Origin of the sequence: Aeromicrobium panaciterrae (genome assembly GCF_031457275.1) — a bacterium.
Taxonomy (GTDB): Bacteria; Actinomycetota; Actinomycetes; order Propionibacteriales; family Nocardioidaceae; genus Aeromicrobium; species Aeromicrobium panaciterrae_A.
The window spans coordinates 2,214,363-2,233,049 of sequence record NZ_JAVDWH010000001.1 but is presented as its reverse complement, the minus strand read 5'-3'; the positions used below and the strand labels follow the sequence as shown (position 1 = coordinate 2,233,049).

21 protein-coding genes are annotated in these 18,687 nt (G+C 64.3%); 14 read left to right on the top strand and 7 right to left on the bottom strand.

Going from position 1 to position 18,687, the window contains the following annotated elements; translation table 11 throughout:
- The first annotated feature begins 148 nt into the window (after nt 1-148).
- Nucleotides 149-868: an enoyl-CoA hydratase gene (locus J2X11_RS11450; RefSeq protein ID WP_309970959.1), complete on the top strand. Its 720-nt coding sequence runs from the start codon at nt 149-151 to the stop codon at nt 866-868.
- The gene (locus J2X11_RS11445; protein WP_309970955.1) at nt 865-1,308 is read left to right on the top strand and encodes an AMP-binding protein; all 444 of its coding nucleotides are present in this window, start codon (nt 865-867) and stop codon (nt 1,306-1,308) included. The genes J2X11_RS11450 and J2X11_RS11445 overlap by 4 nt, the downstream gene beginning before the upstream one ends.
- Here J2X11_RS11445 and J2X11_RS11440 read toward each other — a convergent pair.
- Nucleotides 1,301-1,762, bottom strand: a complete 462-nt coding sequence (locus J2X11_RS11440; protein ID WP_309970953.1) for an Lrp/AsnC family transcriptional regulator — start codon at nt 1,760-1,762, stop codon at nt 1,301-1,303. The two genes, J2X11_RS11445 and J2X11_RS11440, sit on opposite strands and share 8 nt — an antisense overlap.
- Before the next feature lie 97 nt (nt 1,763-1,859).
- Between J2X11_RS11440 and J2X11_RS11435 the strand changes: the two genes are divergently transcribed.
- Together J2X11_RS11435 and J2X11_RS11430 are read left to right on the top strand one after the other, a co-directional pair.
- Complete coding sequence (locus J2X11_RS11435; protein ID WP_309972359.1) at nt 1,860-2,225, top strand: helix-turn-helix transcriptional regulator; 366 nt, start codon at nt 1,860-1,862, stop codon at nt 2,223-2,225.
- Nucleotides 2,226-2,242: 17 nt separating this feature from the next.
- Nucleotides 2,243-2,644, top strand: a complete 402-nt coding sequence (locus J2X11_RS11430; protein WP_309970950.1) for a VOC family protein — start codon at nt 2,243-2,245, stop codon at nt 2,642-2,644.
- A 32-nt stretch (nt 2,645-2,676) separates the two neighbouring features.
- Here the strand turns inward: J2X11_RS11430 and J2X11_RS11425 are convergent, their stop codons facing one another.
- Entirely contained in the window at nt 2,677-4,056 is a 1,380-nt protein-coding gene (locus J2X11_RS11425; RefSeq protein ID WP_309970947.1) for an aspartate aminotransferase family protein, read from the bottom strand.
- Nucleotides 4,057-4,168: 112 nt separating this feature from the next.
- Here J2X11_RS11425 and J2X11_RS11420 point away from each other — a divergent pair, with 112 nt between their 5' ends.
- Nucleotides 4,169-5,506, top strand: a complete 1,338-nt coding sequence (locus J2X11_RS11420; RefSeq protein ID WP_309970944.1) for a flavin monoamine oxidase family protein — start codon at nt 4,169-4,171, stop codon at nt 5,504-5,506.
- Here J2X11_RS11420 and J2X11_RS11415 read toward each other — a convergent pair.
- Genes J2X11_RS11415 through J2X11_RS11405 form a run of 3 tightly spaced genes read right to left on the bottom strand, consistent with a single transcriptional unit; the run spans nt 5,493 to nt 8,145 of the window.
- Nucleotides 5,493-6,320, bottom strand: a complete 828-nt coding sequence (locus J2X11_RS11415) for a class I SAM-dependent methyltransferase (protein WP_309970941.1) — start codon at nt 6,318-6,320, stop codon at nt 5,493-5,495. The two genes, J2X11_RS11420 and J2X11_RS11415, sit on opposite strands and share 14 nt — an antisense overlap.
- Nucleotides 6,321-6,340: 20 nt before the next feature.
- Nucleotides 6,341-6,994, bottom strand: coding sequence for a response regulator transcription factor (locus J2X11_RS11410; RefSeq protein ID WP_309970938.1), 654 nt, complete (start codon nt 6,992-6,994; stop codon nt 6,341-6,343).
- Nucleotides 6,991-8,145, bottom strand: a complete 1,155-nt coding sequence (locus J2X11_RS11405) for a sensor histidine kinase (protein WP_309970935.1) — start codon at nt 8,143-8,145, stop codon at nt 6,991-6,993. Before J2X11_RS11405 ends, J2X11_RS11410 begins: the two co-directional genes overlap by 4 nt.
- Before the next feature lie 129 nt (nt 8,146-8,274).
- Here J2X11_RS11405 and J2X11_RS11400 point away from each other — a divergent pair, with 129 nt between their 5' ends.
- From J2X11_RS11400 to J2X11_RS11360, 9 genes are all read left to right on the top strand, one after another.
- The gene (locus tag J2X11_RS11400; protein WP_309970933.1) at nt 8,275-9,189 is read left to right on the top strand and encodes an ABC transporter ATP-binding protein; all 915 of its coding nucleotides are present in this window, start codon (nt 8,275-8,277) and stop codon (nt 9,187-9,189) included.
- Nucleotides 9,186-9,977, top strand: coding sequence for an ABC transporter permease (locus tag J2X11_RS11395; RefSeq protein ID WP_309970932.1), 792 nt, complete (start codon nt 9,186-9,188; stop codon nt 9,975-9,977). Before J2X11_RS11400 ends, J2X11_RS11395 begins: the two co-directional genes overlap by 4 nt.
- A gap of 147 nt (nt 9,978-10,124) precedes the next feature.
- Nucleotides 10,125-11,327: a 1-deoxy-D-xylulose-5-phosphate reductoisomerase gene (gene dxr, locus J2X11_RS11390; protein WP_309970928.1), complete on the top strand. Its 1,203-nt coding sequence runs from the start codon at nt 10,125-10,127 to the stop codon at nt 11,325-11,327.
- Nucleotides 11,324-12,622: a M50 family metallopeptidase gene (locus tag J2X11_RS11385; RefSeq protein WP_309970925.1), complete on the top strand. Its 1,299-nt coding sequence runs from the start codon at nt 11,324-11,326 to the stop codon at nt 12,620-12,622. The genes dxr and J2X11_RS11385 overlap by 4 nt, the downstream gene beginning before the upstream one ends.
- The gene (gene ispG, locus J2X11_RS11380) at nt 12,619-13,764 is read left to right on the top strand and encodes a flavodoxin-dependent (E)-4-hydroxy-3-methylbut-2-enyl-diphosphate synthase (protein WP_309970924.1); all 1,146 of its coding nucleotides are present in this window, start codon (nt 12,619-12,621) and stop codon (nt 13,762-13,764) included. Before J2X11_RS11385 ends, ispG begins: the two co-directional genes overlap by 4 nt.
- A 47-nt stretch (nt 13,765-13,811) precedes the next feature.
- A complete protein-coding gene (locus J2X11_RS11375; RefSeq protein ID WP_309970921.1) occupies nt 13,812-14,654 on the top strand; it encodes a GNAT family N-acetyltransferase in 843 nt (280 codons plus the stop codon).
- Between the two features lie 103 nt (nt 14,655-14,757).
- Entirely contained in the window at nt 14,758-15,120 is a 363-nt protein-coding gene (locus J2X11_RS11370) for a DoxX family protein (protein WP_309970919.1), read from the top strand.
- Nucleotides 15,121-15,157: 37 nt separating this feature from the next.
- Nucleotides 15,158-16,903, top strand: coding sequence for a proline--tRNA ligase (locus J2X11_RS11365; RefSeq protein ID WP_309972357.1), 1,746 nt, complete (start codon nt 15,158-15,160; stop codon nt 16,901-16,903).
- Nucleotides 16,904-16,905: 2 nt separating this feature from the next.
- Nucleotides 16,906-17,772 carry a TylF/MycF/NovP-related O-methyltransferase gene (locus J2X11_RS11360; protein WP_309970916.1) on the top strand — a complete coding sequence of 289 codons (867 nt, stop codon included), beginning with the start codon at nt 16,906-16,908 and terminating at the stop codon, nt 17,770-17,772.
- On the opposite strand, the gene J2X11_RS11355 is transcribed toward J2X11_RS11360, so the two are convergent.
- Both J2X11_RS11355 and J2X11_RS11350 read right to left on the bottom strand, forming a co-directional pair.
- On the bottom strand, nt 17,763-18,176 hold the full coding sequence (locus tag J2X11_RS11355) for a DUF4439 domain-containing protein (protein WP_309970913.1): 414 nt from the start codon (nt 18,174-18,176) through the stop codon (nt 17,763-17,765). The genes J2X11_RS11360 and J2X11_RS11355 overlap by 10 nt on opposite strands.
- Nucleotides 18,173-18,658 carry a hypothetical protein gene (locus J2X11_RS11350; RefSeq protein ID WP_309970909.1) on the bottom strand — a complete coding sequence of 162 codons (486 nt, stop codon included), beginning with the start codon at nt 18,656-18,658 and terminating at the stop codon, nt 18,173-18,175. The genes J2X11_RS11355 and J2X11_RS11350 overlap by 4 nt, the downstream gene beginning before the upstream one ends.
- Nucleotides 18,659-18,687 lie beyond the last annotated feature (29 nt).

The window sequence follows — 18,687 nt, the reverse complement described above, 5'->3', positions numbered from 1 at the left end:
TGCGACGAGACAGGTCCATGGTGAAGTAACGATTCAATGTCAGTGAAGTGACGGCTATATGAGTCTCAGGTCACATTGGGTCGCCGAACGGGTTTCGGGTGGGGCACGCGAGGATGATGGGACACAGTTTCAGGCACCAAGGAGAACCATGCTGAGTGCGACCACCGACGGCGAAGTCGTCATCCTCGAGCTCCAGCGCGAGGAGCGACGCAATGCGCTCAACCTCGAGCTGTGCCGCGAGATCCACGCCGGCGTCGACCAAGCTGTCGACGACGGTGCCAGAGTCATCGTCATCACGGGACAGGGCTCGGCCTTCTGCGCTGGTGCTGACCTCGGAGGTGTGTACGGCGACGAGTTCCTCGAGGCTCTCTACGGGATGTTGACGCGCCTGACCCAGGTGCCGGTCCCACTCATCGCTGCGGTGAACGGACCTGCAATTGGTGCCGGCACACAGCTCGCGATGGCGTGCGACCTCCGAGTCGCCGACGTCACCTCAAAGTTCGCCGTTCCTACGGCCCGCAACGGTATGGCGGTCGACGCCTGGACGATTCGTACGCTGGCTGCGCTGGCTGGCGGGGGTACGGCGCGCCGACTGATGCTTGGCGCCGAGTCGCTCGATGTAGAAGCCGCCCTTGCTGTGGGTCTCGCCGACCGAGCAGGCACCCTTGCTCACGCGATCGCTTGGGCGCACGAGATTGCTGAGTTCGCACCGCTCGCGCTCGCGCACAACAAGCTCATCCTCAACAGCACGTCGGCTGATGACCCGGCGATCGACGCGAGCTTTGCGGCTGTCTGGGCCAGCGAAGACGTACGAGAGTCTGCCGCGGCACGCGACGAGAAGCGCCCGCCGAAGTTCACCGGCCGATGACGAGCCTGGTGTTCCGCGCCCTCGACCAGCACGTGGTCGGCGGACTTGCCGACGACACCGCCGTCGAGGACGAGCTCGGCCCGTTGTCGTATGCAGAGCTCACCCACGAGTCGGCCTGCGTCGCTGGCGCCATCAACCACCTCGGGGTCGAGAGCGGTACGGAAGTTTCGATCGACATCCCGTCGGGTCGCAACCTGGCGATCGCGGTCCTTGCATGCGCGCGTCTTGGCGCTGTGCCGAGTGCTGGTGGCATCTATCGCTTTGAAGGTGAGACTTTCTACACGCCTGAGACTGAGGTCCCGTGGGATCTGCTGATGCGGGCAGGGCGATCCGAACCGTCGCCAGCACCCGACAGTGACCCTGAGGGCTATGAGGACGTGATGCGCGAGGCGTTCCCGGACCTGTTCAGCTCATTGCTGGCAGGTGGAACGGCTACCTAGTACCCCAGGCGTACGTCTGCTTCTCGAGCTGCAGGTAGACGAACGTCTCGGTCATCACAACCTGCTCCAGCGCGCTGATCTGGCCAGACACGATGTCGAGGAGCTCATCGTCGCTTTCGGCAACGAGCTCGGCCAGAATGTCGAAGCGGCCGGTCGTGATCACGATGTAGTCGAGTTGATCCATCTGGGCGAGCTCAGCAGCCACAACGCGTACGTCACCGGACACCTTGATGCCGATCATGGCCTGACGGGCGAACCCCATCTGCAACGGATCCGTGACAGCGACGATCTGCATGACTCCGCTGTCGATCAGCTTCTGCACGCGGTGACGAGCGGCGGCCTCCGAGAGACCAACCTGCTTGGCGATCGCGGAGTAGGAGAGGCGGCCGTCGCCCTGGAGCAGCTCGATGATCTTGCGAGCCTTGTCGTCGAGAGAGATGGCGCGGTCCGTCATGCGAGTCATTGTGCCGCATGCACTCGCTGACCCTGCGTGAAATACTCAGCGCGTGGAAACCTCGGACCTTGTGCTGTTGCGCAAGGCGCGCGACCAGATGGATCGCGAGTACGCGCGCCCCCTCGATGTGACGGTGCTGGCGCGCACAGCCCTGATGTCTCCGGGTCACTTCTCGCGTAGTTTCCGCGACGCTTTTGGCGAGACGCCGTACGGCTATCTGATGACTCGACGCATCGAGCGCGCGATGGCTCTGCTGCGTCGCGGCGACCTATCCGTCACCGAGGTGTGCTTCGAAGTCGGTTGTTCGTCGCTTGGCTCGTTCAGCGCGAAGTTCTCCGAGCTTGTCGGCGAGAGTCCCAGCGCCTATCGCGCCCGTCCCCACGACCCGAACACCACACTGCCCTGCATCGAGAAGATCTACACCAGACCGATCAGGAATGGAGAAGCGCGAACTCTCGGTTGACCCATAGCGTGGGCGTCATGGATATCAAGATCTCAACCAGCTACCTCAATGTCGACGATCCCGACGCGGCTCTCGTCTTCTATCGCGACGTGCTCGGGTACGACGTTCGCAACGACGTGGGCCAGGGAGAAATGCGCTGGATCACCGTCGGTCCGGCCTCGCAGCCGGACGTCTCAGTCGTACTCGGCCCGGCAGCCCCCGAAGCGCCTCCCGCCGAGCGCAAGCTGCTCCTCGACATGATGGCCAAGGGCATGATCGGCCTCATGCAGTTCACGACCGACGACTTGGACGCGACGTTCGAGAAGCTCCAGGCTTCGGGAGCCGACGTCGTGCAGGAGCCCATCGATCAGCCGTGGGGTGTACGCGACTGTGCCGTACGGGACCCAGCAGGCAACATGCTCCGCTTCAACCAGGTCTGAACATGTGCTCACCCGCCTTGCAGGCGGCTCGATCAGAGCAGGTTCTGCGCCTCGCTGAGGACACTGCGCAGGATCGACTCGATCTCATCGAAGTGGGACTGGTCAGCGATCAGAGGTGGCGAGAGCTGGATGACAGGGTCGCCTCGATCGTCGGCTCGGCAGTACAGACCGCCGTCGAACAACGCCTTTGAGAGGAAGCCACGGAGGAGCTTCTCCGACTCAGCGTCGTTGAAGCTTTCCTTCGTGGCTTTGTCCTTGACGAGTTCGATGCCGTAGAAGAAGCCATCACCGCGTACGTCGCCGACGATGTCGAGGTCGAGCAACTTCTCGAGGGTCCCGCGGAACGCGCCCTCTGTGTCACGTACGTGCTCGTTGATCTTCTCGCGCTCGAAGATGTCGAGGTTCGCCATCGCCACCGCTGTCGAGACCGGGTGGCCGCCGAACGTGTAGCCGTGGAGGAAGCTCGTGGTGCCCTCCAGGAACGGTTCCATGATGCGATCAGAGGCGATCATCGCGCCGAGCGGCGAGTAGCCCGAGGTCAGGCCCTTGGCGCAGGTGATCATGTCGGGGACGTAGCCGTAGCGGTTGGCTCCGAACATGTCGCCGAGGCGGCCGAATGCGCAGATGACCTCGTCTGACACGAGCAATACGTCATGGCGGTCGCAGATTTCGCGTACCCGCTGGAAGTAACCGGGCGGGGGAGGGAAGCAGCCGCCGGCGTTCTGCACCGGCTCGAGGAACACGGCACATACGGTGTCGGGGCCCTCGGCGATGATCGCGTTCTCGATCTCGTCAGCGGCCCACTGCCCGAACGCCTTTTCATCCATCGTCTGATCAGGAGCGCGGTAGTAGTTGGTGTTGGCGACGTGAACTGTGGTCGGGACCAGCGGCTCAAACGGCTCCTTCAGCCCCGGGATGCCGGTGATCGAGAGCGCTCCTTGGGTGGTGCCGTGATAGGCGATCTCGCGGCTGATGACCTTGGTCTTGTTGGGCTTGCCCGTCAGCTTGAAGTACTGCTTGGCGGCCTTCCATGCTGTCTCGACTGCCTCGCCGCCACCCGTCGTGAAGAACACGCGGTTGAGGTCGGAGGGGGCGTACGACGCGATGCGTTCGGCCAGCTCGATCGCCATCGGGTGCGCGAACGTCCACAGCGGGAAGAACGCCAGCTCCTTGGCCTGCTTGGCCGCCGCCTCGGCAAGCTCTTCGCGCCCGTGTCCTGCCTGCACGACAAAGAGACCTGCGAGTCCGTCGAGGTAGCGCTTGCCCTGTGCGTCCCAGATGTACATGCCGTCACCCTTGGTGATGACCGGGATGTCGTGGTCGGCGTACGAGCCGTGGCGCGAGAAGTGCATCCACAGGTGGCGCTTGCCGGCCTTCTGGAGTCGGGCAAATTCCTCGTCGGAGTAGGTCATTGGGCCATGATCGCAATACGCGACCGGCGAAGACAAGGGATTTCGTCGTACAATCCGTGTTTCATTGCGATTTCCGTTGCCGCTGTCTTGACGCATGCGGTTGGATGAAGCCATGGATCGCTACGACACCATCGTGGTCGGGGCGGGAGTCTCCGGCCTCACGGCAGCCCGTCTACTTGCGCGGTCTGGCCGTCGAGTCGTGGTGCTCGAGGCTCGCGACCGGGTGGGTGGCCGGGTCTGGACCGACCGTGCGGACGGACACGTGATGGATCGTGGCGCGTCGTGGATCCACGGTGTCGACGACAACCCCGTCGCCGCGGCCGTAGAAGCGTTCGGGATGCCGACGCACGAGTACACGATCGGCAGTTATCAGCCGGACGGCCGTCCCATCGTCTATTTCGGGCCGGGAGCAGAGCGGCTGTCGGACAGTGAGGTCCAGCTCTTCGCCGACGACGTTCGCGCAGTCGATCGCGAGATGGCTAGCCTCATCGCGACGTCGGCCGCTGACGCGACGTACGCCGAGATGTCAGAAGCCGCTCTTGCGTCGCTGGGCTGGGAGACAGCTCGGGCCGACCGAGTGCGTGAGTTCCTCAGTCATCGAACCGAGGAACAACTCGGCGCGTGGATCGAGGATCTCGCCGCGCACGGCCTGGACAACGACGAAATCGACGGCGACGAGGTTGTGTTCCCCGACGGCTACGGCCGCTTGCCCGAGAATCTGGCGAAGGGTCTCGACCTTCGCCTCGAGCACGTCGTCTCGCAGGTTCGCTGGGCAGCCGACGGCGTGACAGTCATAGTCGGCGATGAAACGTTCTCAGCTGACTCCGCGGTTGTGACGGTGCCGGTGGGAGTGCTGCAAAGCGATGACTTCGTCATCTCGCCCTCGCTGCCTGAGCCCGTTGCCAGTGCCTTGGGCCGACTGGAGATGAACGCCTTCGAGAAGGTGTTTCTGCGATTCCCGACCAAGTTCTGGGATGAGGGCGTCTATGCGATCCGTCAGCTGGGGCCAGAGGGCGAATGGTGGCATTCCTGGTACGACCTGACGGCCGTGGATGGCACGCCCACGTTGCTCACGTTTGCGGCGGGACCGGCAGCCAAGGCGACGCGAGGCTGGGATGACGCGCGGCTAGCCGAGTCAGTTCTCGCCCAGTTGAGGCGTCTGTACGGCGACCGGGTGGAAGAGCCGACGGCCGTGCATGTCACCGGTTGGCAGGACGATCTTTTCGCTCGCGGCTCGTTCGCGTACATGACGGTGGGTGCGTCGACGGACGACCACGACACCCTTGCAACGCCCGTGGGTGGAGTGCTGCATATCGCCGGCGAGGCCACCTGGACTGACGACCCGGCCACCGTGACGGCCGCGATGTGGTCAGGTCACCGGGCTGCGGTCAACATCCTGGGCCGGGACATCCCCATTGCGGATGCTTGGGAGCCAGTCAGCCCTGCTTGATGGCCTGCAGCGTGTAGGTGTGGGGGAGTCGGTGCGGTCGATCGCGCAGGCGCCACTCGCCATTGGGGAGCAGCTCCATCTGGTCGTCGATCGCTTCCCAGGGCACGCTGTCGTGCTCGACAAAGCCTGTGATGGTCAATCCCGCTTCGAGTAGCGCGGTGATGATCTCGCCCATGCCGTGATTCCACTCGTGGGTGACGGTGTGAGCGAACTCGGTGTCCGTCTCGACGTAGGTGCCCGGCTCATCCCAAACCGTGGGCTCTTCATGCTCGAAGTACGGGTGCTCGATCGCAAGCACCCCATCCGTACGGTCTCCCAGCGACCAGAGCACGGGATGACCCTCGCGGATGAAGAGTCGACCATCAGGAGCGAGCAAGCCCGAGACAACGGACGCCCACTTCTTGATGTCGGGCAGCCAACCGATGGCCCCGATCCCCGTGAAGACCAGATCGAACGAATGCGGTGGCAGTACTGCCGTCGCCTCGTACAGCTCGGCTTCGACGAATTTCACGTCGTGACCGAGCTCGGTAGCGAGCTTCTGCGCTTCGGCGATGGCGACACCGCTGAAGTCGAGACCCGTCATGTGCGCGCCAAGTCGGGCGAGCGAGATTGTGTCGGTGCCGATGTGGCACTGCAGGTGGACTCCGCGGAGTCCGGCGACGGATCCGAGCAACGGGAGGTCGAACCGCACCACGTCAGAGATGAACTCCGGGTCCGCGCGGAACTTGTCGACGGCATAGCCGGGCGAGTCGATGTGGGCTGGCGCGCGCTCGTCCCAGTTGGCGCGATTTACGTCGCGATAGTCGTCAGCCATGCGCAGAAATGTAGCGGCTGTCAGAGCAGTCCGGCGTCATGCATGCAAATTGCCACTTGTACGCGGTTTGTCACGTCGAGCTTGGTGAAGATGTGGGAGATGTGCGCCTTCACAGTCGCAATGCTCATGTGCAGGTCAGCAGCAATTTCTGCGTTCGAGGAGCCTTGGCCCACAGCGATGGCGACCTCGCGCTCGCGGGCAGTCAGGCTGTCGGCCAGAACCAAGGCTTCATCGCTTCGTTCGTCGGGCGCCGCCTCGGTGACCTGTCGGATGAGCTGCGCTGTGATGGTGGGCGACAGCATCGGCTCGCCATCGACAACCTTGCCGATCGCCGCGACGATGTCGGCTGGCGGTGTGTCCTTGAGCAGGAATCCGTGAGCTCCGGCCGCCAGCGCTCGTACGACGTATTCGTCGGCGTCGAAGGTTGTCAGCACTATGACCTTGGGTGCATCCGGCAGGTCGAGCAGGGCCGCCGTGGCGGCAATGCCATCCATGATTGGCATGCGGATGTCCATCAGTACGAGGTCGACCCCGCCCGCCTGGACGATCTTCACGGCTTCGGCGCCGTTGACTGCCTCGCCGACGACGGTGATGTCTGGGGATCCGCCGAGGATCAGCGACAACCCCGCACGGACCAGCGGATCGTCGTCCGTGAGCAGCACCCGAGTGGTCATGACGGCCACGGTAGCCACGTTGAGAGCACGAACTCGTGCTCGGGCGTCACGCGGTGAGTCAACAGGCCACCCGCCAGTGCGGCGCGCTCGGCCAAGCCGATGAGGCCGAGACCGGACTCGGGTTCGCCCGACAGCTTGGAACCAATGGGCAGCGGGTTGCGCACTTCCGCCTTCAGACCATCACCGGGACCACCCTCGAGGCTGACGTTGACCGACGTGTTGGGCGCGTGCTTGCGGGCATTCGTCAGGCCCTCCTGGATCACTCGGTACGCAGTGCGGCCGAGCGTCTCGGGGATCCCGTCGAGGTCGATGAGTTGCGACTCGACCCGCATGCCCGCCTGCCGGGCTTCGTCGAGCAAGGCGGGCAGATCGGTGGCCGACGGCTGAGGGAGTTCTGGTGCGGAATCGCCGGGACCGTCGCGCAGCAGGCCCAGCACCTCACGAAGCTCGACCATCGCTTGGTGTGAGTTGTCCTGGATGACTTCCGCAGTCGCCCGCATCTCGTCGGCACTGAGGTCTGTTCGGTAGGTCAACGCGCCGGCGTGCATCGTCACCAGCGAGATGCGGTGGGCGAGGACGTCGTGCATCTCGCGGGCGATCTGTGCGCGCTCAGCCGTACGCGCCTGTTCGACCTTGGCCGCCTGAGCGGCTTCAGAGATGTTCGCACGCTCGCGAAGGGTGGCAAGCAGTTCGCGCCGCGAGCCGATGTACATGCCCCAGCCGACCGTTACCGCGACGATGGCCACGATGAACGGGATCGTGAACGCGAACTCGTCGTTGTTGACTGGGTTGAAGCTCTCCAGCACCAGTCCGCCGATGAGCGACAGGATTCCGACGGGGATGATCTCGCGCCAGCGTCTGCGTGTTGCCAGCGAGACGAGGGCAAGCGTCGCGGGCCCCGCCGCAGAGAACGAGACGAACGACAGCGCGTTGATGACCACGGCGACGGGCACGGGGAACGACCGGCGCCAGGCGATGAGCACGTAGGTGAAGACGCCGATGCCCAGGTCAGTCCAGAACCACCAGCGGTCGTGGTCCCACTGCCAGGCGAACGCTTCGGCCCACGCTGCGGCCGAAATCGAAAGCATGATCGCGTAGCGCCACGTGTGGCTCCACCAGCTGAGTGGTGGTTGGTAGTCGACGGCGATCACGTCCCAAGGCTAGGGGTCTGGCAGCCGCGGCGCGTCGTCCAAGCGTCTTGTGCGTCTCATACTTTCGGCTAGCGATTGTCGCCCTCCGGTGGATGTGCGCGCCTCGCACGCTCGGGCAGACTGATCGACATGATCAAAGTTGAGAACCTCTCAAAGACGTACGGCGGCTTCAAAGCTGTTGATGACGTCTCTTTCGAAGCCCGACCGGGCTCAGTCACCGGATTCCTGGGCCCGAACGGCGCAGGCAAGTCCACGACCATGCGCATCATCGCGGGTCTTACGCCGCAATCCTCAGGCGAAGCGACCATTTCGGGGGTCAAGTACCAGTCGATCCCCAATCCAGGCACGCAGATGGGTGTCCTCCTGGATGCATCGGCCCAGCACGCAGGTCGTACGGGTCGCGAGATCCTGACGATCAGCGCGCTCACGATGGACCTCCCCTCGTCGCGCATCGACGAGATGCTCGAGCTGGTCAGCCTGACCAAGGATGAGTCGAAGCGTCGCGTCAAGAACTACTCGCTCGGTATGCGCCAGCGCCTTGGTATTGCCAACGCGCTTCTTGGCGATCCCAAGATCCTGATGCTGGATGAGCCGGCCAACGGCCTCGACCCCGCAGGCATCCACTGGATGCGCATCCTGTTGCGCGAGTACGCCAACCGAGGCGGCACGGTTCTCCTCTCATCGCACCTGCTGCACGAGATCGAAGTCATTGCCGACGAGATCATCGTGATCGGTCGCGGCAAGATCGTCGCCCAGGGCACCAAGGCTGAACTTCTCCAGACGGCTGGAACGTTCGTGAAGGCGTCCGACACGTCGGCACTCGCCCACGCGTTGACCAAGGCGGGCCTCGAGGCTTCGCCTTCCGGTGACGGGGGACTTCGTACCGAAGCCGCTCCCGAAGTTGTCGGACAAGCCGCCGCCGCCGCCGGCGTGGCGCTTGTCGAGCTGCGTCCCGCAGAAGGTGCCGGCCTCGAGGAGATGTTCCTCGAGCTCACCGGTGACACCCAGCGTGAAACCCTGCCCACCCAAGGAGTCACAGCATGAGTACCGCAACCGTGGAAAAGATCGACACCGCCAAACCGGGCGTTCCGCTGGGTCGGCTGGTGAAGGTTGAGCTTCGCAAGATGTTCGACACCCGCTCGGGCTTCTGGCTCATGATGAGCATCGGCATCTTGGCCGCCTTGGCCACGCTCGGTGTGATTCTGTTCGCGCCGGACGACATCATTTCGTACAACTCCTTCGGCACAGCCGTAGGCGTTCCGATGGCCATCCTGTTGCCCGTCATCGCGATCCTGTCGGTGACCGGTGAGTGGAGTCAGCGCACTGGACTCATCACGTTCACGCTCGTACCGCATCGTGGCCAGGTCATCTGGGCCAAGCTCATTGCCTCGGTCCTCGTCGGTGTGGTGTCGATGGTCATCGCGTTTGCGATCGGCGCTCTCGGCAACGTGGTCGGCGCAGCGGTCAACGGCGTATCTACGGACTGGGACGTCAGCTTGAGGCAGATGATCGTGATCATCTTCGCCAACGTGCTCGGACTGCTGGTCGGATTCATGCTCGGTGTTCTCATCCGCAACACACCGGGCGCGATCGTCGGTTACTTCGTCTACTCGTTCGTGCTGCCCGGCATCTTCGGAGCGCTCGCGGCATTCGTGGAGTGGTTCCGCGATCTGCAGCCTTGGGTCGACTTCGGCTTCGCTCAGACGCCGTTGTTCGACGGCAGCAACCCGACTGCTGAGCAGTGGGCCCAACTCGGAGTCTCCAGCCTTCCGTGGTTGGTCATCCCGTTGACGTTCGGCATCTGGTCGGTGTTGAGGTCAGAGGTCAAGTAACGACTCCCGGGGCGGGGGGACAGGGCAGTGGGACTACCGCCTGCCTCGTCCCGGGGCTACACACGATGGCGGCACCCTCGGGGGGTGTCGCCATCGCTTTGTCTGGGCGAATAGGCCGAAGGTCCGTCCGTGCGAGAGAATGGCGACATGCGCAAGCGTGTCGCCATTCTGGGTTCGACGGGCTCGATCGGCACGCAAGCCCTCGAGTTGATTGCCACCAACCCCGAACGCTTCGAGGTCGTCGCGCTCGCAGCCGGTGGTGGCAACCCAGCTCTCCTCGCGCAACAGGCCATCGAGTTCGGCGTCCCGCTCGTAGCTGTCGCCAAAGCGAGTGCCGCTGAGGACGTACAGCTTGCGCTCTACGCCGAGGCGCAGAGGCACGGGTACGAGAACGGTGACCATCGGGTGCCGCGACTCCTTGCCGGACCTGAGGCTGCGAGTGATGTGGCGCGCGTCGACTGCGATGTCGTGCTCAACGGCATGACTGGCTCGGTTGGCCTCCTTCCCACGCTTGCTGCGCTCGAGGCAGGTACGACCCTCGCGCTCGCCAACAAGGAATCGTTGATCATCGGCGGGGAACTCGTGACCGGCGCTGCCAAACCCGGCCAGCTCGTCCCGGTTGATTCCGAGCATTCAGCGCTGGCGCAGGCGATGCGTGGTGAACGCCGTGAGGACGTACAACGCCTCATCGTCACTGCAAGTGGTGGACCGTTCCGCGGTCGTACGCGTGCAGATCTCGCCAACGTCACTCCCGAGCAGGCCATGGCTCACCCGACCTGGGACATGGGCCCGGTCATCACGATCAACTCGGCAACGCTGGTCAACAAGGGTCTCGAAGTGATCGAGGCCAACCTGCTGTTCGACATCGGCTATGACCGCATCGACGTCGTCGTGCATCCGTCGTCGGTAGTCCATTCGATGGTCGAGTTCACGGATGGTTCGACGATGGTGCAGGCCTCACCGCCCGACATGAAGTTGCCGATCGCCCTCGGCCTCAACTGGCCCGATCGCGTACCGGGCTCGGCGGCAGCGTGCGACTGGACGAACCCCACGACCTGGGAGTTCTTCCCACTCGACAACGAGGCGTTCCCGGCGGTGACTCTGGCTCGCAAGGCGGGGGAGTTCGGACGTACGGGCCCTGCCGTCTTCAACGCGGCCAACGAGGTCTGTGTGGACGCGTTCGTCGCCGGACATTTGGACTTCCTCGGCATTGTTGACACGGTGGGCGCGGTCCTCGACGAGCATCTCGGCGATCCGGACGTTGCTCGACAGGACATGACCCTCGACGGCGTTCTCGGCGCCGACGCATGGGCCCGCACCCGGGCCGCACAACTGGTGGAGCAGCGATGAACGCCCTGATCTACACGCTCGGCGTCGTGGTCTTCGTGTTTGGTGTTGTGCTCTCGATCGCCCTGCACGAGCTCGGGCACATGTATCCCGCCAAGAAGTTCGGGATCAAAGTCACCCAGTTCTTCGTCGGCTTCGGCAACACCGTCTGGTCGACCAAGCGCGGCGAGACGGAGTACGGCTTCAAGTCGATTCCGCTCGGTGGCTACGTCAAGCTCGTCGGCATGCTGCCGCCGGCCAAGGACGCCGACCCGCACGAGGTGCGTGAGACCAACACGGGACTGTTCACCCAGCTCGTTTCCGATGCCCGCAACGCCGAGTACGAGCACGTCGACGACAAGGATCTCGACCGGCTGTTTTATCGCAAGCCGTGGTGGCAGAAGCTGATCGTCATGGCGGGCGGGCCGACCGTCAACATCATCATCGCCGTGTTCCTGTTCTCCGTCGTGTTCATGGGCTTTGGCGCGCTGAAGCCGACGACCACGGTTGCTTCGGTGTCGGACTGTGCGATCAGCGCCGCTGAAAAGGGCCGCGCGTGCAAGGCAGACGACCCGGTCGCCCCGGCACGTCAGGCAGGACTCAAGCCCGGCGATCGCATCGATTCGTTCAATGGCACGAAGATCGAGGAGTGGGATCAGCTCACCGCGCTGATCCGCGCCAACGGCAACAACGAGGCAACGATTGAGTATGAGCGGGACGGCGCCGCCAAGTCGGTCACGGTCGACACGTCCGTGCTCGCTCGACTCGACGTCGACGATCCAACCAAGACGGTTAACGTCGGCTTTCTTGGTGTGGGCCCGACCGAATCGATGCAGCGCCAAGGCCCTGTCTACGTCGCTCAGGTGATGGGGGACTACGTCGGGGAGACGGCATCAGCGATCGTGCATCTGCCCGAGCGCATGGTGAGCGTCGTCAAGGCGGCCTTCGGTGGCGAGCGCGAAGCCAACGGCCCGATCAGTGTCGTCGGCGCGAGTCGCGTCGCAGGTGAACTCGTCACCGTCGACGATCCGACCTGGGCCGAAAGGGCGCAGCGAGTGCTCGTGCTCCTCGCCGGCCTCAACCTCTTCCTCGCGATGTTCAACTTCATTCCGCTGCTTCCACTCGACGGCGGACACATCGCGGGTGCGCTGTGGGAAGCCATCCGGCGACCCATCGCCAAGCTGCGCGGCCGTCCGGATCCGGGCTACGTCGACGTCGCCAAGATGTTGCCGGTCGCGTATGGCGTGGGTGCTCTCCTTATGCTGATGAGTGTGATCTTGATTTACGCCGACATCGTCAACCCTGTGAAGCTCTCATGACTGATCTCGGCCTGCCGGCGATGCCGCCTCCGGTGCTCACTCCTCGGCGCAAGACCCGCAAGATCAAGGTCGGCTCGATCGACGTGGGTGGCGACGCTCCTGTCTCAGTCCAGTCGATGACGACGACGCTGACGTCCGACGTCAATACGACGCTTCAGCAGATCGCGGAGCTCACGGCCGCGGGCTGCGACATCGTACGAGTGGCGTGCCCGAGCCAGGACGACGCTGACGCGCTCGCCGAGATCGCTCAGCACTCCAACATCCCCGTCATCGCGGACATTCACTTCCAGCCGAAGTACGTGTTCGCTGCGATCGACGCTGGCTGTGCGGCCGTACGCGTCAATCCCGGCAACATCCGCAAGTTCGACGATCAGGTCGGCGCAATTGCCAAGGCTGCCAAGGATGCTGGCGTCTCGATCCGCATCGGGGTCAACGCCGGATCGCTCGACAAGCGCATCTTTGAGAAGTACGGCAAGGCGACACCAGAGGCCCTCGTCGAGTCGGCTGTCTGGGAAGCATCGCTGTTCGAAGAGCACGACTTCCACGACTTCAAGATCTCGGTCAAGCACAACGACCCCGTCGTGATGGTGCAGGCCTACGAAATGCTCTCGGAGCGCGGCGATTGGCCGCTCCACCTCGGCGTGACCGAAGCCGGTCCGGCATTCCAGGGCACGATCAAGAGCTCGGTCGCCTTCGGTTCGCTGCTCAGCAAGGGCATCGGCGACACGATTCGTGTGTCGCTCTCGGCTCCGCCTGTCGAAGAGGTCAAGGTCGGGATCCAGATCCTTCAGTCGCTCAACCTGCGTGAGCGCAAGCTCGAGATCGTGTCGTGCCCGTCGTGCGGTCGCGCGCAGGTCGACGTCTACACGCTCGCCGAGCAGGTCACCGCTGGCCTTGAAGGTCTCGAAGTACCGCTGCGCGTCGCGGTCATGGGTTGCGTCGTCAACGGTCCGGGCGAAGCCCGCGAGGCCGACCTCGGGGTTGCTTCCGGCAACGGCAAGGGCCAGATCTTCGTCAAGGGCGAGGTCATCAAGACCGTCCCCGAGTCCAAGATCGTCGAGACCTTGATCGAAGAGGCCATGCGTCTCGCCGAGGGCATGGAGCCCGTCGAAGGCGCTGGCGCAGCCGTCACGGTCAGCTGAACCCGGTCGACAAGTAGGCTGGAGCTACTTCACTCCCGGAGGCTGTCGTGCTCGAGACCACAACGCAGGTACGCGCGTTGACGGCCGCCGACGTGCCCGTTCTTCGTGAGCTCCTGGACCAAGATCCGCTGGTCAACCTGTTCGTACGCGGTCGTGTTGACGCGAGTCGACTGCAGACCAGATGGCTGGGCGGTGAGATCTGGGGCTACTTCGAGGACGACGAACTCGTCTCGGCCTGCCACGCCGGCGCCAATATCGTCCCGGTCCAGGCAACACCAAGAGCCATCGAGGCGTTTGCCGATCGCGCGCTCCGCGAGAACATGCGTCCGTCGTCGATCGTCGGGCCCCGTTCCGCAGTCGAGCCGATGTGGGAGATCCTCGAACCGCACTGGGGCCCCGCCCGCTCTCCACGGCTCGACCAACCATTCATGGTGCTCGAGCACGATCCGGACATCCGGCCAGATCCCCGCGTACGGCCGGTCGCGATAGATGAGTTCGACCTCGTTTATCCGTCCTGTGTCGCCATGTTCACTGAGGAAGTCGGTGTCGACCCAGAGCTGGGCAACCGCAACGGTTACCGCGCCCGCGTCGCCCAACTCATCACGCAAGGCTGGGCGTTCGCGATCATCGAAGACGGCGATGTGCTGTTCAAGACTGAAGTCGGCGCGGCAACCTCCTACGCCTGCCAGCTTCAAGGCGTCTACGTACGCCCTGACCTGCGAGGACAGGGCATCGCAGCGGCGGCTGTTGCAGCTGTCGTGGAGCAAGTGCGTGCGTCAGTCGCGCCGTCGGTGACGCTGTACGTCAACGGTCACAACACCCCTGCTCGACGCGCCTACGAGCGAGTCGGCTTCACCCACACCGAGACGTTCGCCTCGATCCTTTTCTGATCTGGCCATAGGGTCGTGACATGAGTGAGCGCCAGCGAACGAATCATGAGGCAGGGATCATGCCGACGCATCCGTACTCTGCCTTTCCAACGGAGGTGACGGCATGAGTCGTGACATAACAGGCCTTGCCCTCGGATTCGCCGCATCGGGTGTTTTGCATCTGGTGAAGCCGGAACCGTATGTCGCGATCGTTCCGAAGCCGCTCCCGTTCAAGAAGGAGCTCGTGCTCGGTTCGGGTGTCCTCGAGATCGCGCTCGGCGCGATGATGCTGCATCCGCGTACTCGTCGGCTGGGTGGTCGGGCCTCTGTGGGGCTGCTTGCGGCCGTGTTCCCGGCCAATGTGCAGATGGCGATGGACGTCGTGCGCGATGAAAAGGCGCCGACGTTGTTCAAGGCTGCTGCCATTGGGCGACTGCCGTTGCAGCTGCCGATGATCCGGATTGCCCAGAAGGCTGCCCGCAGCTAGCTCGACCGGTCTCACCGTTAGGCTCGGCGTCATGCGTATGTCCCGGATGTTCCTGCGAACCCTGCGAGACGATCCGGCCGATGCCGAGGTCCCAAGCCACCGCCTGCTGGTGCGCGCCGGATACGTGCGTCGTGTCGCTCCCGGCATCTACTCGTGGCTCCCGCTGGGCCTGAAGGTGCTCGCCAAGGTCGAGCGCATCATCCGCGAGGAAATGGAGTCGATCGGCTCGCAGGAGGTGCGGTTCCCCGCGCTGCTGCCGCGCGAGCCGTACGAGGTCTCCGGGCGCTGGACCGACTACGGACCCAACGTGTTCAGGCTCAAGGACCGCAAGGGCAACGACATGATGCTCGGTCCGACCCACGAGGAGTTCTTCACGCTGCTGGTGAAGGACCTCTACTCGTCCTACAAGGACCTGCCGCTCAGCCTCTATCAGATCCAGACGAAGTACCGCGACGAAGCGCGTCCCCGCGCCGGCATCCTGCGCGGCCGCGAGTTCATCATGAAGGACTCCTACTCGTTCGACATCGACGACGCTGGACTGGACGCGTCCTACCAGGCGCACCGCGAGGCATACGTACGCATCTTCGAGCGTCTCGGCTTCGACTACGTCATCGTCAAGGCAACCTCAGGCGCGATGGGCGGCTCAGCGAGCGAGGAATTCCTCGCCGTCTCCGATACGGGTGAGGACACGTTCGTGCGCTCACCCGGCGGCTACGCAGCCAACATCGAGGCCGTCACGACCGTCGCCCCCGACGCGATCCCGTACGACAACGCACCGGCCGCGCACGCCGAGCAGACCCCTGACACGCCCACGATCGAGACGCTCGTGGACCATCTCAACGAGAAGTTCCCCCGCGAGGATCGTCCCTGGGCGGCGGGCGACACGCTCAAGAACGTGCTCGTCATCCTGCGCCACCCGGACGGGACACGTGAGCCTGTGGCGATCGGCGTTCCCGGCGACCGTGAGGTCGACGCCAAGCGGCTCGAGGCGCAGGTCGCGCCGGCCGAGGTCGAGCCGTTCGAGGAGAAGGACTTTGCGGCCAATCCTGGTCTCGTCAAGGGCTACATCGGCCCCGCCGCGCTCGGTAGCGAGAGCAGCACCGGCATCCGCTACCTGACCGATCCGCGCGTCGTCGACGGCACCCGCTGGGTCACCGGAGCCAACGTCCAGGGCTCACATGTGATCGACCTGGTCGCCGGACGGGACTTCACCGCCGACGGCACGATCGAGGCCGCCGAGGTCCGCGCCGGCGACGAGGCACCTGACGGCTCGGGTCCGCTCGAGCTCGCTCGCGGCATCGAGATGGGTCACATCTTCCAGCTCGGTCGCCTGTACGCCGAGGCACTCGGGCTCAAGGTGCTCGACGAGAACGGCAAGCTCGTGACGGTCACGATGGGTTCGTACGGTGTGGGCGTGTCCCGCGCTGTCGCCGCTGTCGCCGAGTACGCGCACGATGAGCTCGGCCTGGTCTGGCCGCGCGAGCTCGCGCCATTCGACGTACACCTGGTCGCTGCTGGCAAGGATGAGGCGGTCCTGGCCGCAGCCGAGGGTGTGTACGCGGAGCTCATCGGTGCAGGCCTCGAGGTCCTGTACGACGACCGCGTGGGCAAGGTGTCGCCCGGCGTGAAGTTCAAGGATGCCGAGTTGATCGGCGTGCCTACGATCGTTGTTGTCGGCAAGGGCATCGTCGACGGTGTTGTCGAAGTCAAGGATCGATCGACCGGAGAACGCACCGACGTGGCCCTCGCGGACCTCGTCCACGCAGTTTCAAGCCAGGGGTAACCGTGAACCGGATCAGGTCGGCCGTCATACGTCGTCTCGGTGGAACTGTTCCGAAACCAGCGAAGGCGCGGACTGCCGGTACGCCTGACCAGCCCAAGAAGGAGCCGAAAGTGCTCCGCCTCTTGCGGGCGCGGTACGAACGCCTGCAGGCCGACTACTTCGGTGTGCTCAGAATTCTGGCCGGGGACACCGAGCTATCGCCCGAGGTTGGCCGTGTCCTGCTGCATGTCGTCTCCAACAGGTTGACCATGATCAGAGTTCCGGAGCTGGTCGAGATGTGTGCAGTCGTGACGGATCTCCAGGCCAGAGGCATCAAGGGTTCGTTCTTGGAGACGGGGACAGCCAATGGCGGTTCCGCGATCTTGCTGACGGCGCTCAAGGAACCCGACCGCGAACTGGCGGTCTACGACGTGTTTGGCCAGATCCCGCCGCCATCATCCGAGGACGGCAAGGACGTCCACAAGCGCTACGAAACGATCGTCAGCGGCGAAGCTGTGGGGCCGGGCGGCAGCGACTACTACGGCTACGAAGATGACCTCCTGGGCAAGGTCTCGGCAGCATTCTCAGCTGCTGGCTATCCGGTGGACGACAATCGGGTGAGCCTGGTTCAGGGCCTGTTCGAGGACACGCTGCACCCGGATGGCCCGATCGCCTTCGCGCACCTCGACGGCGATTGGTACGAGTCGACCATAGTTTCGCTGGAGCGAGTGGTCCCGCACCTCAGCGTCGGCGGCGTACTCGCCATCGACGACTACCGCTCGTGGTCGGGCTGCGCCAAGGCCGTTGACGAGTTCTTCGCAGAACGTACGGATTTTGAACGTATCGACGATGCCGCTCGACTGCGCTTTGTCCGCTTGTCTCAGGACTGAGCAGCCAAGCCAGGGAACGCGCGCGGTTCGCCGCCCCACGCCATCTCGGCCCGGGCGGCCCGTCGCAGTCGGGTGATGGCGTACTTCTGGTCGCCCTGCTCTGACGACTCGCCAGCCAAGTCGAGGCACGCTGCAGCGATGGCCTGCTCAAGCCGACGTGCCAACTTGATCGCCACCTGCGGTGAGCTCAGCGAGCCGACGGCATACGACAGTTTCGCGGGTACGGGCTCGATGTCGAGGGTGTGCAACCGCGCCAGCAGGTGGTCGCGGGTGCTGAGGTGGGCATCGTGAGCCTCGCGGGCCCGTTGGGTCAGCTGGTCGAACCGCGCTCCGATGACGGGATAGAGCCACACCGACTCGTGCTCAAGTGCGAGCCAGTTCTGCATGGCCTCGGTCGCGCTCATCGCAGGTCCTTGATCGCGTCGGCGCACTGGTACAGCCCGGCGGACATGGAAGCGAGCACGCGCACGAGGGCGGGGGAGGCAGCCTCGAGGGCATCGGCAGCTCTCGCACGAGCGGCGTTCGCGTAGGCGGACGATAGGTCGCTGACAGCCGTTTCCGGGTCGGCGGACGGTGGTGCGACGTCGGGCACGCTGGCAGCCACACCGACCGCCTTCGCATGTGACGTGCTGATCGAGAGGTAGCGGTCCAGCTTCAAGGTCGAGTGCGCGCCAGCCGTCGCTTCGACCATGGCGAGCAAGGTGTTCTGGTCGACGGCGACCCGTGCGAGCAGCTTCGAGTCCGATGGATCGGGCTCGGGATGAGGCTTGATGCCGACGCCTCGTGCGAGGTCGTCGAGCCGGTGAGTGAGCGCGGCGCCTCCGAGGGCAGCAGCGGTGATGGCAGTTGCCGCTCCGGTGCCGAGGAGGGCGCGACGGCTGATCACCTCGGCAGGCTATCCGACGGTGCCGCGTC